The 17,697-nt window shown below is 49.4% G+C and carries 13 protein-coding genes and 1 pseudogene; 2 read left to right on the forward strand and 12 right to left on the reverse strand.

What is annotated here, in order from left to right; translation table 11 throughout:
* Nucleotides 1-503: 503 nt before the first annotated feature.
* Nucleotides 504-737, forward strand: a complete 234-nt coding sequence (locus tag ACMGGS_RS18525; RefSeq protein WP_194205825.1) for a hypothetical protein — start codon at nucleotides 504-506, stop codon at nucleotides 735-737.
* Between the two features lie 55 nt (nucleotides 738-792).
* Here the strand turns inward: ACMGGS_RS18525 and ACMGGS_RS18530 are convergent, their stop codons facing one another.
* Nucleotides 793-1,011: a DUF2767 family protein gene (locus ACMGGS_RS18530; RefSeq protein WP_414163847.1), complete on the reverse strand. Its 219-nt coding sequence runs from the start codon at nucleotides 1,009-1,011 to the stop codon at nucleotides 793-795.
* Between the two features lie 431 nt (nucleotides 1,012-1,442).
* Here ACMGGS_RS18530 and ACMGGS_RS18535 point away from each other — a divergent pair, with 431 nt between their 5' ends.
* Nucleotides 1,443-1,727 (forward strand): hypothetical protein, encoded by a 285-nt coding sequence (locus ACMGGS_RS18535; protein ID WP_414163848.1) that lies wholly within the window; start codon nucleotides 1,443-1,445, stop codon nucleotides 1,725-1,727.
* 106 nt (nucleotides 1,728-1,833) lie between these two features.
* On the opposite strand, the gene ACMGGS_RS18540 is transcribed toward ACMGGS_RS18535, so the two are convergent.
* From ACMGGS_RS18540 to ACMGGS_RS18590, 11 genes and pseudogenes are all read right to left on the reverse strand, one after another.
* On the reverse strand, nucleotides 1,834-2,967 hold the full coding sequence (locus ACMGGS_RS18540) for a pyocin knob domain-containing S74 family peptidase (RefSeq protein WP_414163849.1): 1,134 nt from the start codon (nucleotides 2,965-2,967) through the stop codon (nucleotides 1,834-1,836).
* 55 nt (nucleotides 2,968-3,022) lie between these two features.
* Entirely contained in the window at nucleotides 3,023-7,303 is a 4,281-nt protein-coding gene (locus ACMGGS_RS18545) for a phage tail tip protein (RefSeq protein ID WP_414166312.1), read from the reverse strand.
* A 573-nt stretch (nucleotides 7,304-7,876) separates the two neighbouring features.
* Nucleotides 7,877-10,372, reverse strand: a pseudogene (locus tag ACMGGS_RS18550) (host specificity protein J); the annotation flags it as partial.
* A gap of 9 nt (nucleotides 10,373-10,381) precedes the next feature.
* Nucleotides 10,382-10,909 (reverse strand): tail assembly protein, encoded by a 528-nt coding sequence (locus ACMGGS_RS18555; protein WP_414163850.1) that lies wholly within the window; start codon nucleotides 10,907-10,909, stop codon nucleotides 10,382-10,384.
* On the reverse strand, nucleotides 10,852-11,574 hold the full coding sequence (locus tag ACMGGS_RS18560; protein WP_414163851.1) for a C40 family peptidase: 723 nt from the start codon (nucleotides 11,572-11,574) through the stop codon (nucleotides 10,852-10,854). Before ACMGGS_RS18560 ends, ACMGGS_RS18555 begins: the two co-directional genes overlap by 58 nt.
* A complete protein-coding gene (locus ACMGGS_RS18565) occupies nucleotides 11,571-12,275 on the reverse strand; it encodes a phage minor tail protein L (protein ID WP_414163852.1) in 705 nt (234 codons plus the stop codon). Before ACMGGS_RS18565 ends, ACMGGS_RS18560 begins: the two co-directional genes overlap by 4 nt.
* Before the next feature lie 37 nt (nucleotides 12,276-12,312).
* Nucleotides 12,313-12,660: a phage tail protein gene (locus ACMGGS_RS18570; protein WP_414163853.1), complete on the reverse strand. Its 348-nt coding sequence runs from the start codon at nucleotides 12,658-12,660 to the stop codon at nucleotides 12,313-12,315.
* Between the two features lie 57 nt (nucleotides 12,661-12,717).
* Nucleotides 12,718-12,930, reverse strand: a complete 213-nt coding sequence (locus ACMGGS_RS18575) for a hypothetical protein (RefSeq protein ID WP_414163854.1) — start codon at nucleotides 12,928-12,930, stop codon at nucleotides 12,718-12,720.
* Nucleotides 12,931-12,973: 43 nt separating this feature from the next.
* Nucleotides 12,974-16,402, reverse strand: coding sequence for a tape measure protein (locus tag ACMGGS_RS18580; RefSeq protein ID WP_414163855.1), 3,429 nt, complete (start codon nucleotides 16,400-16,402; stop codon nucleotides 12,974-12,976).
* A 62-nt stretch (nucleotides 16,403-16,464) separates the two neighbouring features.
* On the reverse strand, nucleotides 16,465-17,061 hold the full coding sequence (locus ACMGGS_RS18585; protein WP_414163856.1) for a hypothetical protein: 597 nt from the start codon (nucleotides 17,059-17,061) through the stop codon (nucleotides 16,465-16,467).
* Nucleotides 17,062-17,191: 130 nt separating this feature from the next.
* Complete coding sequence (locus ACMGGS_RS18590) at nucleotides 17,192-17,545, reverse strand: hypothetical protein (RefSeq protein WP_110123610.1); 354 nt, start codon at nucleotides 17,543-17,545, stop codon at nucleotides 17,192-17,194.
* Nucleotides 17,546-17,697: the final 152 nt, after the last annotated feature.

The raw sequence follows: 17,697 nt of genomic DNA on the forward strand, positions 1-17,697 counted from the left end.
CAGGTTACACCTAATCATCTATCTTTTTATCCACCCTCATGTCATGAAATCTAACAATTCGTCAAACACTATTGCGCATGTTGGGAATGGGCATGAAGCAGATAAAAATATAATTTTAAGTAAGGCGACCCCCTTAACCCATAATCACTGACAAAACTTTTCATTGCACCTCTTAAGGATAAAACAACCACAAAACAAGAGCATAAGAATTAAAGGACTTTTAATGTTTTTTATTTTAAGAAACAGCATAAATTTAAGTATCTTTTTTAGCACTTAGCGTGCATTGTAATAGAACGATAGTGTTTTCTTCCATAAGTCCGTAGCCTATTTTTTTCTTCACTGAAAAATAATGGAAAAAGGAGTACCCATGAATATGTTGATATTTTTAATACCTTTAGGTGGGCTAGTTGTGTTCATCACAATGGCACTGGCTTTAACACGCTTAGGTATAGCTATTTCCAATAATCAAGATGATTACTGATAACAAAGTTTTGAGAAATAAAATGAAATCTGAAGACACGCTTGACTGGTTCCCAAGCCAATTACCCCATGTTAAACTGGCTATTGGCGATGCAGTGTTAGTAGTCGCCCGTCAGGGAAGACCTATAAACGCCAGAACCTTGCTTGAATACCTGCTGGTAACGCAGCAAAAGCAAAAGAGAAGAGATAATAAAATTGCAATGCAAACTGCAATTGACTTGCTCAATGAAAATAAAAAAATGTTTGGCAAGATTTGAAAATCATATGTTATGCCTTATACAAAACATATGATTTGTTGCTAAGCCTCATCTATTAATTTGTTTTTTCACATAAAACACGTATTACGGCCTCATAATACCCATCTTCAAGTTTATCGTCCCGTTGCCTTCTTTCCTCAGAAAGACGACTAACTATTTGTGCTATAGTTACAGGCTTATTTTCACGGTGCAGGTTAAAGACTGCATCTCCAAGAATAGTACATAATACTGCATAATGCTCTTCAGGATTAAATGCATCAAACTTATTACTCATTATAAGACCCTCATTCATATGAATGATAAATCTAGTACAAGTTAAGAAAAAAACAACACATCGGCCATCAGAAAAATAACATCCTCAACAAACATATTATAAATCAAAGATAATCTGTTAATAAACAGCCTTTCCCCTCAGTTTATGACACCGCTACGCTCGAGCAATAATTTACGTTCCTAACATACAACCTTTACTAAAAAAAGCATACCCTTATGGCAAATTTACTATACTTTTTACAATGAGAGTTTGAATTTTTAGATAGGAGCGTTATGCTAAGAAATCCTGCCAGGCTTTCGAGAAGTGTCGTTAGTAAAACAGATGTCTACATGTACATCCTGACAGTCCTGAAGAAAAGCCCCAAACAGATTTTTATCTGCCCAAACTTTCCTTCCTGAGTTCATCGTAGTTTAAAAATTTAAGTGGCTGTTATGTATAAAGAAGACAAAAAAATCACCGATCTTATTCTTGGCGAAGCCGTAGTGAAAATACTGGATGCTGACGCGCCGGTTAGTTTTGACACTCTTCTGACTGAACTTGAATCAATGCTGATGGCTGAAAGAATTGCTGAAAGAAAAAAATCAATCCTTTCGGCCATTAATTTAGTAAAGACATATCTGAAAACATCTGACGCCTCAACACCCGCGAGGATGAATACCGGGAGGGAGATTGTGTTTTTTTCAAGGTATATACCCATGGATATATCAGTTGAATAACTAATTTCCAGACTGGAATTTTTTGTAACTTGCGATACGCCAGGGATGGCTCAGATGGATTTTGACAAATAAATGATGCAATTGAAGTAAGGTATTGACGAATTCACTACTGAGAAAAAACCTTTTCCTTCAAATTTTTCACCGTGTTTTGCAGATCGGTGATCTGGTCTTCCATTGCCTGCATCGCTAACGTCATTTTTGCCATCATTGCGATCGGTTCAAGAATGTAGGCTTTTAACGGGTCCGGTTCGTCGTCCTCCTCCAGCCCCTGACCCGAAACACACTCCGGGCTGACGGCTTTCAGGTCGTTGGCGATAAAGCCCAGCATCTCAGGCGATTCGGGAATAACATCTCCCCGTGCCCTCATTTTGAATGTCGCCGTTGCCCAGCGCATCACCTCTTCCAGAGCCACCAGCCTGTCATCCAGCGGGGTATATTCAATGTCTTTCTTCAGCCCCCGGTCTGACGTTGACGAGGTATTCAAAGATCCCACCGCTGTATTATCAACGTAGAGGACCATCCGTGTCCCATCCCAGCCAAAGCAATACAGGTTATTACCGCTGGCACTTCCAAGACCCATATGGGACTTAAAACCCCTGACAGCATCCAGTGTCCCAGGAAGATATAATCCACCACCATTCCATGACCCGACATCTGTTTTGCCGCCAACCGTAATAATCAGAGTATTATCATCCCCGGCAGTCAGGATCACCTTATCTTTTTTCAGATGCATTCCGCCCGGCATTACAACCTTTCCCGAAAACTCCGGGTCACTGGTAAAGGCCAGCTTTTGCCAGGTCGACCATGATGAAATGCCGCTTGCATTGGCGATCCCGGTCCTTACATAACAATTGTTATTGTTATGGGGGAAATACATCTGAGTACAACCAGCGGCGTTATTCGTTGCATTCTGCATCACCAACAAAGAACCCGCAATTTGCTCTGGATAGTTACGGCTTGCTATGGCGTTGGACGTCGCGCCTTGCGTCCAGAAACCGTCTAATGTGCCGTTAATTTCATTAAGGTTGTTTACTCCTAAACTACCCCGCTTTTTCATGTTGTCGACTGTTGCCGCCATCATTTTGGCCCACGTCGCCGCAGAGAATGTGGAGCCGTCGGCGCGGGCGATCGTGACGTCGCCGTTACCGTTAAACAGTTTGTCCTGGTTCTGGATATCGAGCTGTGCAAGCTGAAGAATCTTTGTCAGCCCTGCTGCCAGTTCATCGGAAATAGTTGCCATTTTTATTCCTCAAAAAAAGGGAGGCAAGAGCCTCCCGTTAAATGAATTTAATTACTTAGTTTTTCACTACCAGAAAGGTGTAATTCTGAGGGAAGCCAGACGGCCCCACGCCACCGCTGGCGCGATAGGTCACTTCATAGTAAACACCCGCGTTAAGGAGCCAGGTTCCTTCTGCAACGTCAAAAACGGTCTGGTTTGAGTTGCTGGCGGAGATATGCTTATCAAAAATATTGGCGGTCCCGCCGTCACCCGCAAAAAGTTGCAGAGTCATATGCGCCTGGCCATACAGGTAAGTAACCGTACTGTTTTCAATCCTGGTCGCTGTGGCTGCCATCATGGGTGCGCTTATCGCAACGATCCTGCGCGGATAAGGTGCGGCTTCGATTTTAGCGGTTCCGTTTATGCCTATAGTGAACGACTTAACGACATCCCCTTCCAGCTTCTCCGCATAAACGGTTCCCTTAAACCAGCCGTCGTTGGCTTCAATGCGGCCCTGAACGGTGCAGGTCTGTTTGATGAGGATATTATTCATCTCCCCGGCATTCGCATAAACCGTACCGCGAATGGTGACGTTGTTCAGTTCAGCATTGCCGTTCTTTGGCAGGTTCCACCCCTGCTGTCCCGGAACAAAATTAGTGGACCTCAATGTGTCACTGATTTTGCCGAAATCAATGCTTAAATCCTGAATCATTGCCGCACGAAGGTATGCGGTCGCGCCGCTCACCGCAAACGCCAGCACACGGCCGCCAGCTGCATTCGGGTTGTAAATCCCGAACGTGTCAGCATCAATCAGAAACTGAGAAGCTCCATTGCCGTCAATACCCAGCTGAATGCCTGCAATATAAGAGCGCCCCTGCGCATCCACCTGAACTTTAACGCCCCACTGCGCCGACAATTTGCCTGATACGTCTGCCAGCGCGGAGGATGTCTCCTGGATAGAGGCGGCATTCTCCCCGACGCTGGCCTGCAGCGTATTCATCTGTTGAGCCACTGCGCCCGCTTCGTTCGCGATAGTCACATTCACTTCATTGATGGACGCGGTGATTTTCGTGTCGTTGCTGACGATTTCGGCACGCTGATCGTAGAAGCCCCGGAACTGCGCCAGCCCGGCCTGGGCGATAGATTCAAAGGTCTGGTTCAGCCCCGATTCCGCGCCCTCCACACGCGTTTTAAGCTCACTGACAGATTTAGTATTGGCGGTAATATCCTTGCCCTGCTGGGTAACAGTGGCGTTGGTCTGCGTCAGCGCGCTGGATTCTGCCTTATTGCCAAGGTTCGTATTGAGCGACTGAATGCTCTGGGACTGAGCCGTCAGCGTATCACCCTGGTTTTTTACTGTTGTCTGCAACTGGCTGACTGCCGTCGCCGTCGTGGCGTTGGCTCTGGCATCAGTTACATCCTCAATCCTGATATTATCGATCCACATCTTCCCGGCTTTCAGCAGTGAGGAAATAGCCAGGCGGACCAGTAAATCAGCGGTCGGAGTGTACTCAAAGGAAAACTCGGTCCACGCTGTCGCCAGAGATGAACCTGAGCCCTTAAAGTTCACTTCTGCGATATAGGCGTTTGACTCGCTCTGGCGAATTGACGCTTTGGTGTTACCCCACCCGGTTGTCGCATCGACGATTGCATCAGACGAAAACTTAGCCATCAGCGAAACGCGATAGGTCCGGTCTTTGAGCATCGTCAGGCCACGCTGGAACATAAGCATATTGGCCGTGCCGGAGTACTCAAAGCACTTCGTGCCCAGATAGGGCGACGTGGTGACTACAGCAGGCTGCGGCGAACCCTCCCAGAATTCAATGCCGCTTTCGCCACTGCCGTTGGTAATCATGTTCTCCGTGTCAGCGCTGGCATCCTTCAGCGATGACTTAAGCGCCGTCGTTGCGCTGGCGTTTAATACCGTATCCTGGCGGATCGTGGTCGGCACAACAACAGACGCAGCCCCTACAGCTATCGGGTAGATGGTCTGGCTGGTTGCCGTGAACGAATCAGTTCGCAAAACTGGCGTGATGCCGTATGGCGCTGAAACGTCATATTGAGAGCCGCCACGGAGGTAAATGTATTCGTTTGACGAATTGGTCATTTGACCAACGTTGACGATTGGCGCAACACCTCCAGTTATCCAGCCTGCTTTAAACTGGTATTCGTAGATATTGCGGTCAACGTCATTGGCACCATAACCACTTCCAATTGAGGTCCACTCCATCGAAGCAGCAAACCCATTGTTATGGGTGGCCCATCCTGGCTGTTTATATGTACCATCAGCCTGTTTAATGCCATAACTGCCGAGTAAAGGTCGTGCAACACGAATACGGGTTGGCTTTTTGGTGATGTCTCCGCCGGACGGAATGGTCATTGTCACAGCGTAGTAAGTGTTCTGATCGAGGCCAGTCAGGTCGACACGCGTCGTCTTGAGGTCGATGCTGTTAATACGATCACTCTGCCCCTGAACGGTGTTAGCCAGTTCGGTTACGACGGATGAATCGGCTTTCTTGCCGAGGTTCGTAGTCAGTCCGTTGATAGCGGTTTGCTGGCTGTCAATGTCCCCCTCTGCATCGGTCAGTCGCTGATCGATAATGTTCAGCGCAGTCTGACTCGCCTTTCCGCCCACGTCGGTTGTTAATTGGGTAATGGATTTACCCTGTGCCGTGATGGTCTGGCCCTGCTGCGTTACGGTAGTGTTCAGGTTTGACGTTGCCGTGGCGTTGGCATTAGCAATAGCTGATGCGCCAGCGCCCAGACCAACCATCGTCCCGTTAATGAATTCAATGGCCGCGAAAACGCGTGCGTCCGCTGAGCCACCCACAGGACTGACAAGCTCCTGTCCGTTACCTTTGCCGATGCCTTTACAGCCAAGCAGGATGTACGCGCTGCGCGCTACCATCGTGTCCATCGCCTCACGGCTACCGCCCAGACTTTCAATCGCATCATAGATCCGCGATTTGCTGCCGTTTGGCTCGTCGTAGGTGGTCACGGTGACATACGTCCCGTTAGCCAGCGCCGCTACCGCATCGTTAAATGCTGCTGATGCTGCGGCGGCATTGCCGTACAGATCGTAATTCGTGCGCGTAAGAGACGTAGAACCATCTGCATTAGTGGAGAATACCGCCAGCATGTAAGATCGCGCCGGGGTTGCCACCTTCGTACCGTCCTCCCGAAAGATACCAGCCGCTGTTATTCCTCCAGTGCCACCACTACCAACGGAAACGGCGCGGAATACGGTACGCCTGCCGATGCTGGATTTAACCTGCGTCAGCGCGTCTCCCTGCGATGTAACAGTGTCCCCGATAGCGGTTACTTTTCCGTCGAGTGTCTGAAGCGCGCTGGCATCGGCTTTGGTTTCGATGGCTTTAACGTCGGTGATATCCATGACACGAACAAAGTCGATATCCATCGACCCGGCGCTCATGAATGAAGAAACCACCAGCTTAGCGACAATATCAGAGCTTCCGATCTTGTAATCAAGGGTGCGTTCTACCCACGATGTCGGTAACGGGTTTTCGTTAGCACCAAAAGCCACGGCGGCAATAAGACCATCAGAGGCATTATTACGAAGCGCTAATTTCGTATTACCGGTTCCCCCGTCAACCGCATCAGCCGAAAACTTGCACATAGCTGAAATGCGATAAGTGCGGCCTTTGAGCAACAGGATCCCCCGCTGTGCAACCGAGGACGTGCCATTAGGATAAGCCGAGAAGCGAAGAATCTTATCGCCGCTGTACGACCCGCCGTTAATGATGCTCTGATACTGACGGTTTGCGCGGTCATCCCAGTAGTCAAAATCAGACTCAAAAGATCCGTTCGTCAGCATGTTGGCGACATCAATGTTGGCGTATTTCAGCGATGCACTGATGTTTGTGATCGCCTTGCCCTGGCTGGTCTGCGCATCCGTCAGCGTTTCCAGCGACTGCTGGACTGCGGCCTGGTTTTCGTTGAAGTTCGTCTCCAGCGCTTCAACGTCTGCGGCGATGGCCTTCTCCGAAAAGATGCGCACCTGGCGTTCGTTGTAAATCAGGCCGCTGTTCAGCTTAGACGGATCGGTGCCGTCGGTACCGCCGCGCAGCTGCGCCGCCAGGGTGCTGCGTGCCGTGGCTTCGGCAGAGTCTGCCGCGATACGCGCTGTCGCTTCATCCTCGAGCGCCGCGTTGCTGGCACCCGGTGCCGGGCGACCCACCGCTATCCAGTCAATCAGGAAATAATCGCTGGCGGTCTGTGTTGCACCAATATCCAGGCGGATCTGTGCCACATTCGCCAGGGCATTCCATTTAATATCGCTGAAATCGATAGTCGCCACGCCGCCAGCATCAAATGCTGGTTCCGGCAGCGTAACCATCCGGCTGTCGGCAAACTGTCCGGCGGTGCCGGTCCAGCGTAACTGACCTGACCATACAGGTTTTCCGGTACGGATGATCCGCAGCTTCACGAATTTATACGACGCCGCATCGATGTTCAGGCCCGCGGGAGACGTCACATACGGATCGGTTGCGTGGTTCGCCGGACGCAGGCAGTTATCGACCACCGTCGGTGTGCCGTTACCAGTCCAGCCTTCAACACCCGACGAGTTGTAATGCCAGATTTTCAGGGAGTCAAACTGCGTGCCGCTGCCCGCCGCCACCTGGGCGATCGACTGCGCCAGCGAGTCTGTTTTGTTCTGAATAATCAGGTTGGTTTCAGTAATTGCCGCCTCGCGCGTCAGTTGCTCGTTAAGCAATCCATTTGCAGCATCAGCTGCGACCTGCTGATCCTGTTGGGCGCGCGTTGTTGCCTCCGCCGCGATCGCCGCGGTCCGGTCGCTGGCTTCTTTGGTCAGCGCCTGGCTGCGGGCGGTTGTTTCCTCCGAAATAGCAGCGGCGCGATCAGTGGCTTCTTTGGTGATGGCGGCCGAGCGGTCAGCAACCTCTTTCTGAATGGCGTCGAGGTTATCCTGGATGGATTTGTCCAGTTCCTTATAAGTGTCGGTGCCACGAATAGCATCATCAATAAAATCAATCATGCCGGAAATATCATCAGAGGCCTGACCCGAGGCCTCGATAAATGAAGACACACCGAACGCATTACGTGTGCGCACGTAAACGTAATAAGTTTTGGACGGTTTCAGATTGTGGAGGTTCCACTGGTTACCGCGCCCCAGAAACTGAGCCTGACGCTCTATGGCAGAGAGATCCGTTATTTTCTGTTCACCAGCAGACCAGAATTCGAACGAGGTATCAGAGGTTGCGGTTACAGGCATTACCGGCGCGATACCGGCAGAAAAAATGCCCGGCGTCCAGACAACACCTGACGGGGCCAGCGGCGCGCCAATAACAAGAGAAACCTGCGTTTCTGCGCCTTTCATGCCATTGTCATTACGTCCGCGAACACCCAGCGAATAGATGCCGGCATTCAGGCCATAAAAATCATAACGAAACTGATCCGTTTCATACTGTGCAACAACTTTACCATCCGCCGAGTACACACAGAGTTCAAACATCAAATTGCGGGTAGTGGTCGCCGTCTCCCATGTGGCTGTGACCTGAACAGTTTCACTGTTTACATTCAGGATGCGCAGATTTTCAATATTTGGTACCCGGTACCCGTTAAGAGTATCAGAAGGAATATCGAATACTGCCCCTTCATCCACGATGGCCTGTTTATGCGGATCATGCTGACCAGCAGTGATGCTGTAGACGGAGTTAGTTTCGGTTTCAGCAATACTGAGAATACGGAAAAGACGAGTTGAAACTACTGACGTAGAAATAACGAAAACAGTGCCATCCTTTACCCAGACCGGGGCATTACGCAAAGTAACAGTTCTGCCGGATGCGCTTTCGATCTCGTGCTTCACCAGTTTGCCGTTACTGCCCATCAGGGAAATGGTATCGCTGCCGGAAACCAGTTCTGACACATCAGCATCAACGGTAATGGCCTTACCTGCATGCGAGACGACGCGGCCCCCCAGGCGCGCAGCTGCGTAGTTATTATCCATAACTTCGACAATATCGCCTGGTGTGAAGGCAATGGCATCCCTCGCCATCTGGAATGTCAGACGGCTGCTCTCACGTTTTGAGGTTTCAAGCAGCCACTTCCCGGCACGCCAGGCCTGGCCGCGAGAAGTACAGCCAAATGCTTCTATCGTGGTTTCGTTATAGTTGCTTCTGGCGATCATGTCGTCGTCAGAAACATATTCTTTAACCTGTTCCCAGCCATTATCGGGATCGGTCCAGGATACCACTACCGCATTGAATTTTTCCGAACGTTTTACAGAGCTTCGTTTAAATTCACCATTGACCACGTTTGCATTGGTGATTGCAGCAATGGGATCCTGCGGCGCATCCAGCATAACGGTAAGGCGCATGCCGTCCCACAATGCAATCCCGCGAAACATGCTGGCTATTTTATCAAGGATGTCGCGTGCGCTGGTTTGTTCGGTAATATAGGCATTCAACCGCATGCGCGGTTCCTTGCCTCCATAGCCATCATTGACAAGCTGATCGCAGTATTGCGAAAGGATGTACAGCGCACCGTCATCAACATCGATATAGCCTGCACGCCGGGCCAGGCCAAAGCGGGTATTTTTTACCAGCTCACGAAAAAGCCACGCCGGATTATCGGTCCATGATTTCTTAAAACCACCCAGCCACAGGCCAGAATAACTACGGGTGAAAGGGTCATAATTATCCGGAATATCCACAATCAAACCGCGAAGGTGGAAGGTGCGGCTGGGATTATCAGCGTACTGGTCACGATCAATTACCGCCCCGACAATAGCAGAGAACGGATAGGAGAGATTATCGTCAGAGATTTCAGTAAAGCTGTTCCAGATAGTGCCGTTCGCCAGTAGATCGCTTGTGCTGTCAGGCGTAACCCGACGAACGCGGATATCAAAGGGTTTAGCGTCAGGCGCATCGATCAGATGCGCTTCAAGATACTCACCAGAAATCTTGCCGGTGATCGTAACTGTTTTCTGTAAGGAGAAAGCCGCGTTACCGCTTCTTGTCTCAATTGCCAGTACGACCGTAGAGTTTTTCTGGTTGCCTTTCGTATCGCTTTCAGTCAGTCCCGTTACACCCACATTCAGACGGACCTGGGTTACGTCCGGATCGGTAACAGTACGCACCAAGGGGGTATCAAAAGCCACTTCTGTATTGACGATAGTCGTGGCTTCTATAGCTGAGAAGCCGTTTATGGGTTCCTGGAACTCGGTGCCCGGACGCCAGGCTACGCTCACACCGTTAATGTTTGGGCTGCCGTCGCGGTCTGTTACCGGCGTTTTATTCAGCATGAAAGAAGACAGGTGTTGCTGGTCAACAGGCCCATAAATTGGTCCTTCTGAGACCAGATCCAGCACGCGGTAAAATTGTTTTGATTTGAGGTTGTCGTTGAGGAGTTTCGGGGTTTTTGCTTTGCCGCCGCCAGAAGACATGTGTTCACCTTAACTGATAGAAATATCCCAGTCCTGGTTATTCGAGGTATCGATACCAAGAGAAATGACGTTTGAGCCGGTCACCATTTCACCAAGCAGAATGGGAACGGGTCTTCCCTGCCCCGCCCGGTTTTCAGCGCTGGTAAAAGAGTTGTTTGTGATGCTGTTGGTTTCTGCCGCCTCTGCCGAAGTTTTGGTTTTCATGTTGCGCGCAGCGTAGATCGAATAGGCCACGGAGGCGGCAGTAACGACCAGGGAGATAACCAGGGCAGTCGTGCCCGTGATGGCACCTTCCACAATGGGGACAAAGAGAACGGTCGAACCGGCTTTCAGATGCCTGTCCATATGCCAGCTGGCGGAGCCTTCAGTTAAATCTTCCCCGGCGATGCGCATCCGGATCCGGGTATTCAGGAGATCTTTTTTCAGCGCCGGACATTGCGCCAGCAGCAGCCGAAGGCCCTGAGCAGGTGTATCAACATTCAGTATGACTTTGCGGAAATGTCTTCGTAGATGCCCCGCAAATCTAAAGATGAGCATTGTTCATGCCTCCAGATGGAATGGGTTTGCTTTATGAAGGCCTGCCGGTATGGTTCACGTCGGCTAAGGTGCCCGGCGCAGTCGTGATGAAGCACCATGTTGCTGCCCAGCAGAATCATCGAGTGGCACGGGTCGGCACCAGTAAAAGGCTGGCGGATAATTACGTCACCTGGCTGTGCGTCGCGAGCAGTGACAGGATGAAAGTCATTGGCCGCCAGGTTTTTCAGGTAAAGATTTTCACCACGCAACCACCAGCCAGCGGCACGGTCGAAATCAGGCAGGTCAATCCCGCAAAGGTGATAAGCGTCGCGAAAAAGCGTGTAGCAGTCCATCACGCCATGTTCGAATTTTCTGCCAAGCAGATGCGGTACCGGGCGAAACTTGCGGATACTGCCGTTACAGGCCAGCCACCACGGCAACCGGGTAATTAGCTGTTGCCGGCGATCATTACCGGATAAAACAGGTATTGCTGCCGGGTGAGAATGGAAAACTGCGGTGATCTCCCCCTGCTGCTCAGCTGTGAGCCAGTCACTATCACTGATACGGAAGCTGGTGGATGGGAAAGGGTGCACGTTCTGGCATCGCTGAAGCCGCCTGTCATCAATGATAAGTCCGCACACCTCATCTGCAGACGACGCCGCGAAGTCCAGGCAATCTTCCGTCATGAGATTTTCTCCGAGCCAGGGAAGCTGCTGATCGGGAGGGTCTCAGGACGCGGATAGCGAAAGCGACACCCCCGGCGTCGATGGGAGCATTTATCTTTTGCCGGATCACTCGTTGGGTTATCACGTTCATCAGCAACTGGTGGCCCGTCATAGTTACAGCCGGTTCCGCGATAGGTCCACTGGCAGACGTCGGCGAGAATCGTACGTGCCGGAATAATGGCATTATCACAGTCAACTGGTGTTGCCAGCGAATAGGTCACCTGCTCAGGGTTTTCCTCCACCATCTCCTCCACTACGTATCGGGAGACCGCTTCCATCGTGGGATCTGCGTCAGGATTACCATTCGGAAAATTAACCGCATCAAGATATTTAACATCGACCTGGCGGCGGGTGATCACGACATCAAGCAGGTCATCAAAATCTTTATTGATGCCGGCTATCAGCCCTGTGACGTTTGCCACAGCCAGCGTTGGCCGTGCATAAGTGCCTTCGTTTTTGCTTTCAAATCCCTCCGCCTCGATGGGGTATGCCTGGTAAACAATGTTTTTCCAGATGACATTGCCGTAATAGCCATTCGTGCCTGCGTGAAAACGTACAATATCCCCACCAAAAGGCTGCAAATCGGCTTCAAAGAGATCAATAAAAGCACCCTCGCCAGCATCAACGCTGTTAATAATGAGTTCGGGTGGTATGTCGCGCACAAATTACTCCCATAAAAAAAAGCCACCCGGAGGTGGCTTATCGTGGTACCTGTTCAAATGTTGCCGTCAACTCATACAGCGGCCCAGTTTTTATCATGCTCCATGAGCGGCAAACAAACAGCCGTTGCACTCTCGTATCGGAGGGCGTCCAGTAGAATGCCTCAACGGCCATTCGCGCCTTAAGGAAAGCCTCAGCCTCTTTTGCAGGGTTTCCCCGGCAGGCACCGTTGACACCACGGAAAGTGAGTGAGTATTTGTCCATCAGCGGGTTAATGCCTCTGACCTGCCGCTGTTCGTAACCATCGCCAAGTTTAACGACCGATACGTTCGGCGTTCGTTCGACGCTATAACCACGCTGCGGCGTCCATTTGAATGTTTCTGGCATGGATTACTCCCAATAAAAAACCCGCCGAAGCGGGCTTGTGTTAATTAAGGCAACTTCTCAGAAGCTATCTACAAGCTCTTTGAGCTGTTTTTTGGCTTCGCTCAAGATGTCTGCTTCAATCTCTGCCAGGCTTTTATCGCGCTCCAAAGGTAAATGAACGCGAACCTTCACGCTTTTGCAGTGGTCTTCGTAATTTACAAACACGCTAGCAAGGAGACCTTTTCCACTGTCATTATCGTAAGCCGTGATGTCTTCAATTTGATATTCCATCTAAACTCTCCTTTATTATAAGAATGCGCGATTTTAGCACGCCTTACCTTTTTGTCCTTGGCTGGATTAATCCGCCAGGCCGATTAGCCTGATCACTTATATGGAACAAAGTAACTCGCTTCATCATCTGAGCCATCTTCGCCATAGTGGCATCATCAATGCCCCCGGTGGTCTGAATATGGAACTCAACGGTCTGGTGAATAACGGATCCCCCGCCCGCTTTGTCGGCAGGAATGATTTTACCCGACTGGTTAGGGATAAAAGCCTGTTTTCCGCCAGCTGTCTGGAATATTTCAGACTCTCCGTTTTCATTGATTCTGTAGGCATTGCCTGCTGAAACATTCCCACCATAACGACGGCCGCCAGCCAAGGATAGGGCCTGACCAGTGCTCATTGCCGTACCGTAAGCAGTAAGCCCAATAGCTGAAGCTTTACCCTGTGTTGCAATAGAGGCAGCAATTGCCGCTGGAGCCCACGCAGTAGCGAGCGCGCCAGCTTCAGCAATCTGTGAGGCAGTAGCAGCGGCTGACATGGCTTTACCCATAATCAGACTTTTAACATACTGAATACCCATCTCAACGAGACTGCTAACAACACTATTAAGTATGGTTGACCCCAGATTCGCAAAAGACTCCTGGAGACTTTGGGTACCATTAAGCAGGCCGGTAATAGCATTACTTGCGCCGCTTTGCAGCCCATCAAGAGATGATGCCAGCAGTTCATTTGCCTGGCTTTGGTTTTTAAATATCTCCCACTGCGCGGCAATGCGCTGCTGCTCGTATGCTGTATCCGCTGCGTTTTTAAGTTCCAGTGCCTGCTGATGCGCCAGCACACCCTGCTGCTCAAACTGCTGAATGAGTGAAATTTGCTGTGCATGCTGATTAGCAAGCTGCTGAACGGGATCGACCAGAGCAACAGACTCTTGCTGCGAGCTTACGGTTTGCTGGGCATGGATTTTAGCGAGGTTCGTCTGGTGCTGCTGCTCCATTTTTTCTGAAGCGGTATTGTATTCCTGCTGCGTGATATTTCCGGCTTTAAGCGCTGCAGCCAGATTTTTTTGTGTTTCTGAATACGATTTGTTTTCAGCTTTTTCAGGAATAGCTTTCAACGCATCACTGACACCTTTTGCAGCCTCGGCAGCATCTAATGCGGCAGCCTTGTACTCTCTGGCTTGCTTTTTCTGCTCTGCTGTCGCCGCCGCTCCGAGAGACATTTCGGCACGAAGTAACTGCTGTTCCCGGCTTAATTCCTGCGTGGAATCTGCGGCAAGCTCAGATTCACGCTTCATATCAGCCAGCTTGGTAGCTATGGCTGCGGCTTGTGAAGCAGAGCGCTTGTTCTGTTGCTCACTTTCCTGCTGTGCTTTTCTGCGCTCCTCCTCCGACTTTTGCAGGTCAAAGTTTTCACCTGCGAGACGCTCTGCCGCTGCTATCTGATTTTTATTATCAGTAACTTTTGACGTCTCCATCCGTGCTTTAGCAACAGCCCTTTCCCGCTCACCCTGAATTTTCAGAAGGTCATTCTGCTCCTCAAGACTCAGGATAATTTTATCTGCGTCCTCAGTGGGGGGATCGATTTGTAGTGACTTTGGATTAAAGTTTTGCCCAGCCTGATTGGCGCGATTGATTTCGTCAGCGGTGCTGCCGAACGCCCGCGCAACAGCGCCCTGAACACGCTCTAAAGTGGTACCCTTTTCAATAAGCTGATCGTGAACACCCATTGAGGTAAGCATATTATTGGTTAAGAGTCTGTTTGCTTCGGCTACGGTGGCTTCTGTTTTTGCCAGCGTTTGCTTTTTGTCTGCCAAGTCGCGAGTTTTTTGATTTAATTCATCGAAAACCTCTTTTTGCTTTAACGCATAGCTGCTTGCTGTCCCCATTTTTTCTGCCGCTGCCGCAGCTTCCGGAGTAAATTTGCTGTAGCGATCTGTTAAATGTGCAACCTCATCTTCCAAATCATCAACTGCGGATTGCTGTGCTCTTATTGAAATGTTTCCATCCGCAATTGAACCACGTAACTGGGTATTATTCATCGCAGAGAGAGAGGAATTCAGCTTGTCTATTCCATCAGCGAAAGCAATCGCTTCTTCCTTGGCCTGCTCAGCTTTCTGATAAAAATAAAAGAGTGAAGCTGCTGCGATCATAATCACGCCCGCAGGACCGCCAAGCAGAGACAATGCCCCTCTCATGATACCGAAACCTACCGAGGCGGCACGCGCCGCCGCCGCCGCACGAGTTGTGGCAGCAGCCTGAAAATTTTCAGCTTCTGTTAAAGCAATCGATGCGGCAGTAGCACGACTTTTTGCAGCAATCAGAGCATCAAGAGCAAAGGTTTGTGCTGCTGTTCCCTTCGCCACGTTATATTCGGCCTGGGCTAAATTGAGAGCTGAAATAGCCGCTTCTTTGTCAACCACGGCTTTACGTTGAGTTGCATTCGCCGAAATTACAGCCGCCTGAGCAGCCTGCGAGTCGGCCAGAACTTGCTGTCGAGTGGCGGCTATAGCACTTAATTTTGCGCCAGCTGCGCTGGTTAGTGCCCCCACATATCGCCCTGCCATGACCAACGCGAATGCTTTTGCAGCGATAGTGGCAGTATCAATATAACCCGCCATTAAATCAGAATCTTCACTGAGTGAAAGTATTGAGTCTGCTGCTGTAATTAGCCTGTTAGTAAAACCCTGGAGCACTCCCGTTTGCCCTTCAATAGCCACCAGCACTGCTGTTATTGCCGTTTTCATCCTCACGCTGGCATCAGTTAAATTATTCGACATTGAAGCAGCCGCTTCTGAATTTTCAGAGAGAGATTGCCTCAATCCTTCGCTAAGATCCGAAGCAGTTAACTTACCTGCTGCGCCTAAAGCGCGAACTTCGGCAGCTGTTTTACCGCTTGCAGTGGCTATATCAATAATCACAGTTGGGATAGCGGTAGTGATCGTTTCCCATTGGTCAGCGGCAACTTTTCCGGTATTAATCGATTTGGTAAGCGCACTTATGGCTGCATCCGCTCGATCTGCACTTGCTGCGTTTTTTACGAACGCGTAAGACATTGAATCCTGAACATCGATAGCCTGCTCGGTTGAGTAGCCCATGCTGCGAAGCCCGTCAGCACTGCGAATGTAGAGTTCCTGAGCTTCAGCGAGAGAACGATACGTTCCATTAGCAGTATTCAGCAGACGCTTCTGAACGCGTTCAAACTCTTCCTGGCTGGATGTAGCCATCTGCACTCGTTCGGCCATTTCCTGGTAGCTTTGCACCATCTGCGCTGCTTCGCGTAGAGCGCCCGCTGCAAATACGAGCTTTATTGTTGCAGCAAGTTTAGAGAGAGTAGTGTTAAGATCATCCGCCGAGTCGTCTGTATCCTCAAAACTGCCCTGTAGCTCTTCCGTCATATCAATAACATCACGCCCGGCATTAAGTAACTGCGCTGTGTCAGCTCTGATGATATAGACAATTTCACCAACATTTTCAGACATCTGCTTTTCTCCAGGCAATAAAAAACCCCGCTAAGGCGGGGTTGAGAAATTCTATGTGCATTTTAAATACAAATACTATCCCATGACTTTGCAAAGTCATCGCTTCCATCATCTATCTGTGATTTGTCAAAAATTGATATATAACGCGAATCTCCAGCATAAGCTCCGAAGCTATTTTTCGCATTTACATAGCCACACACTGCGCCTTGCTTTCCGATTTTAGCGCCGGAAAATTTGGCCGACGAGGAGTCCTTGAGTTTCTTTTTAACAGAGGTTTCGGCAGAAGCAATTTTATTAAACGCCTCCATCCTTAAAGACCGATCATATATTTCTGCTTTTTTAATAGCATCTTCATTTCGTATTCGCGCAGAATATTCCTCACCAAAAATTGGAGATTGCGAATTAATCCAAATTAAGAAACTTGTATTAATAATTAAAGAAATTAACAAAAATGCAGCCGCACAAAAGCGCACCGTTCCTTTTTGTTCACCTTTGCTGAGTCGCGGATTGAACTTGGCCTTATCCGCGATCTTCATGAAGGTGAAACCAATAAGTATAAAGACAGGAATAATGAATAATAATGTAGTGGGCTCTCTAAATCCGAAGATGCAGGTTACTATTAACCCGGCAAGCCCCAACACAACCAAAAAAATGTTCAAATCTCTTTCCCCATCAGTAAAAGATGGGGCTTATCCTATCAGGGAAGCGTGCATAAGCAACGCAAGTGAGTGATTTTTTGTACTCAAACGGGAGGTATAAAAAAGCCACCCGAAGGTGGCCCGATAAAGATTAGCGGCTTTCGCAACCCATCTGTGACTTGTCGATGATCTGCGTACCTTCAACGCGGAAACCGTATGTCCCGAACAGGAAAGCATGGTTGAGCTGGTAAATGACAACGTCACTCAAGCCAACAGCACACTTATCTTTCTCAATGGCACGATCCATCGCGGTCTTAACGCTCGGAATACCCAGGGGGAAAATCACAATTGGCGCTTTATCTTCACCAGTTACTCGCTGACCTTTTTCGAACTTAGCAGCATTTAAATTGTAGTTTTTGGTACTACCCACAGTCATGTCAGCAACACGCACAGTACAGCCAGATAACAGTAAAGCCCCAAGCGCTAAAGCAACTACCTTTTTCATTTAATGTTTCCTTTGATTGCAATCAGAAACATCTTAACACTTTTTTAAGTGCTTTCCGGGCTACCATTTTTAGTAGCCAAAATGCTTGAAAATTATACAATTTTGTTAATGAGCGAATATGAAATCGCCAAAGACACTTACCTCTAAACTCT

Source organism: Superficieibacter sp. BNK-5 (assembly GCF_047456055.1).
GTDB lineage: Bacteria > Pseudomonadota > Gammaproteobacteria > Enterobacterales > Enterobacteriaceae > Superficieibacter.

Bases quoted from the DNA above. Each gene is read 5' to 3' on its own strand.
- ACMGGS_RS18530 (WP_414163847.1), bottom strand. From the start codon at position 1,011: ATGAGTAATAAGTTTGATGCATTTAATCCTGAAGAGCATTATGCAGTA.
- ACMGGS_RS18590 (WP_110123610.1), bottom strand. From the start codon at position 17,545: ATGAAAAAGGTAGTTGCTTTAGCGCTTGGGGCTTTACTGTTATCTGGC.
- ACMGGS_RS18570 (WP_414163853.1), bottom strand. From the start codon at position 12,660: ATGCCAGAAACATTCAAATGGACGCCGCAGCGTGGTTATAGCGTCGAA.
- ACMGGS_RS18540 (WP_414163849.1), bottom strand. From the start codon at position 2,967: ATGGCAACTATTTCCGATGAACTGGCAGCAGGGCTGACAAAGATTCTT.
- ACMGGS_RS18555 (WP_414163850.1), bottom strand. From the start codon at position 10,909: ATGCTCATCTTTAGATTTGCGGGGCATCTACGAAGACATTTCCGCAAA.
- ACMGGS_RS18525 (WP_194205825.1), top strand. From the start codon at position 504: ATGAAATCTGAAGACACGCTTGACTGGTTCCCAAGCCAATTACCCCAT.
- ACMGGS_RS18560 (WP_414163851.1), bottom strand. From the start codon at position 11,574: ATGACGGAAGATTGCCTGGACTTCGCGGCGTCGTCTGCAGATGAGGTG.
- ACMGGS_RS18535 (WP_414163848.1), top strand. From the start codon at position 1,443: ATGTATAAAGAAGACAAAAAAATCACCGATCTTATTCTTGGCGAAGCC.
- ACMGGS_RS18545 (WP_414166312.1), bottom strand. From the start codon at position 7,303: ATGGTTACGCTGCCGGAACCAGCATTTGATGCTGGCGGCGTGGCGACT.
- ACMGGS_RS18580 (WP_414163855.1), bottom strand. From the start codon at position 16,402: ATGTCTGAAAATGTTGGTGAAATTGTCTATATCATCAGAGCTGACACA.
- ACMGGS_RS18575 (WP_414163854.1), bottom strand. From the start codon at position 12,930: ATGGAATATCAAATTGAAGACATCACGGCTTACGATAATGACAGTGGA.